This window comes from Devosia subaequoris (assembly GCF_014197055.1).
GTDB classification, from domain to species: Bacteria; Pseudomonadota; Alphaproteobacteria; order Rhizobiales; family Devosiaceae; genus Devosia; species Devosia subaequoris.
Window position 1 is genome coordinate 2,501 of sequence record NZ_JACIEW010000020.1, and the last position, 2,786, is coordinate 5,286.

1 rRNA gene is annotated in these 2,786 nt (G+C 53.3%); it reads left to right on the forward strand.

Going from position 1 to position 2,786, the window contains the following annotated elements:
* Window positions 1-37: 37 nt before the first annotated feature.
* Window positions 38-2,760, forward strand: a 23S ribosomal RNA gene (locus GGR20_RS18280).
* Window positions 2,761-2,786: the final 26 nt, after the last annotated feature.

Below are 2,786 nucleotides of genomic sequence, written 5' to 3' on the forward strand. Positions count from 1 at the left end.
ATTGGTTGTTGAAGTTGCGGGCATTGATAATGAGAACGATCAAGCGTCTTAAGTGCATCTAGTGGATGCCTTGGCGTGTGCAGGCGATGAAGGACGTAATACGCTGCGATAAGCCTCGGGGAGCTGCGAATAAGCTTTGATCCGAGGATTTCCGAATGGGGAAACCCGACCATTTAGGTCACCCGAAAGGGAGCTAACCCGGGGAACTGAAACATCTAAGTACCCGGAGGAAAGGACATCAAACGAGACTCCGTTAGTAGTGGCGAGCGAACGCGGACCAGGCCAGTGGCTTGTGTGTAAGAACGGGAAGAAGCTGGAAAGCTTTGCCATAGTGGGTGACAGCCCCGTACCGGTAGAAAGCATGCAAGTCCTCGAGTAAGGCGGAACACGTGAAATTCTGTCTGAACATGGGTAGACCACTATCCAAGCCTAAGTACTCGCACACGACCGATAGCGAACCAGTACCGTGAGGGAAAGGTGAAAAGCACCCCGACGAGGGGAGTGAAATAGTACCTGAAACTGGATGCATACAAACAGTCGGAGCCCGCAAGGGTGACGGCGTACCTCTTGTATAATGGGTCATCGACTTAGTCTGTCTAGCAAGCTTAAGCCGTTAGGTGTAGGCGCAGCGAAAGCGAGTCTGAATAGGGCGTGAAGTTAGACGGATTAGACCCGAAACCGAGTGATCTAGGTATGAGCAGGCTGAAGGTACGGTAACACGTACTGGAGGGCCGAACCCACGTCTGTTGAAAAAGACGGGGATGACTTGTTCCTAGGGGTGAAAGGCCAATCAAACTCGGAAATAGCTGGTTCTCCGCGAAAGATATTTAGGTATCGCCTCGGACGAATACCTTGGGGGGTAGAGCACTGGATGGGCTAGGGGGTCTCACCGACTTACCAAACCTAACCAAACTCCGAATACCCAAGAGTACTATCCGGGAGACAGACGGTGGGTGCTAACGTCCATCGTCAAAAGGGAAACAACCCTAACCTACAGCTAAGGTCCCCAAGTCATAGTTAAGTGGGAAAGCATGTGGGATTGCTTAGACAACCAGGAGGTTGGCTTAGAAGCAGCCATCCTTTAAAGATAGCGTAACAGCTCACTGGTCAAGCGATCCTGCGGCGAAGATGTACCGGGTCTAAAACTATGCACCGAAGCTTAGGGTTTGCAGTTTACTGCAAGCGGTAGCGGAGCGTTCCGTAAGCCTGTGAAGCCATACCTGTGAGGGGTGGTGGAGGTATCGGAAGTGCGAATGATGACATGAGTAGCGACAAAAAGTGTGAGAGACACTTTCGCCGAAAGTCCAAGGGTTCCTGCGCAATGCTAATCAGCGCAGGGTTAGCCGGCCCCTAAGTCGAGGCAGAAATGCGTAGACGATGGGAACCACGTTAATATTCGTGGGCCAGGTGGTAGTGACGGATCGCGCAGGTCTGTATCCCCTTATCGGATTGGGGGTGCAGTGAGCCGGTTCCAGGAAATAGCTCCACCATTATTGACCGTACCCTAAACCGACACAGGTGGACTGGTAGAGTATACCAAGGCGCTTGAGAGAACTATACTGAAGGAACTCGGCAAATTGCACGCGTAACTTCGGGATAAGCGTGACCTTCTATCGGGCAACCGGTACGGAGGTGGCACAAAAGAGGGGGTGGCGACTGTTTATCAAAAACACAGGGCTCTGCGAAGTTGCAAAACGACGTATAGGGTCTGACGCCTGCCCGGTGCCGGAAGGTTAAAAGGAGAGGTGCAAGCCTTGAATTGAAGCCCCGGTAAACGGCGGCCGTAACTATAACGGTCCTAAGGTAGCGAAATTCCTTGTCGGGTAAGTTCCGACCTGCACGAATGGCGTAACGACTTCCCCACTGTCTCCAGTATAGACTCAGCGAAATTGAATTCCCCGTGAAGATGCGGGGTTCCTGCGGTCAGACGGAAAGACCCCATGAACCTTTACTATAGCTTTGCGCTGGCACTTGTGTCGGCATGTGCAGGATAGGTGGTAGGCTTTGAAGTCGGGGCGCCAGCCTCGATGGAGCCGCAAGATGAGATACCACCCTTATCGTCATAGGTGTCTAACCGCGGCATAACAGTGTCCGGGACAGCGCATGGTGGGTAGTTTGACTGGGGCGGTCGCCTCCCAAAGAGTAACGGAGGCGCGCGATGGTGGGCTCAGACCGGTCGGAAATCGGTCGCTGAGTGCAATGGCATAAGCCTGCCTGACTGCGAGACTGACAAGTCGAGCAGAGACGAAAGTCGGTCATAGTGATCCGGTGGTCCCGTGTGGAAGGGCCATCGCTCAACGAATAAAAGGTACTCTGGGGATAACAGGCTGATACTGCCCAAGCGTCCATAGCGACGGCAGTGTTTGGCACCTCGATGTCGGCTCATCACATCCTGGGGCTGGAGCAGGTCCCAAGGGTATGGCTGTTCGCCATTTAAAGTGGTACGTGAGCTGGGTTCAGAACGTCGTGAGACAGTTCGGTCCCTATCTGCCGTGGGTGTTGGAATATTGAGAGGAGCTGTCCCTAGTACGAGAGGACCGGGATGGACGAACCTCTGGTGGACCTGTTGTGGCGCCAGCCGCATTGCAGGGTAGCTAAGTTCGGACGGGATAACTGCTGAAAGCATCTAAGCAGGAAGCCTCCCTCAAAACGAGTATTCCCTATCAGAGCCGTGGAAGACCACCACGTTGATAGGCCGGGTGTGGAAGCGCAGCAATGTGTGAAGCTTACCGGTACTAATAGCTCGATCGGCTTGATCGTTCTCATTAATCTATGCCCGCAAACGA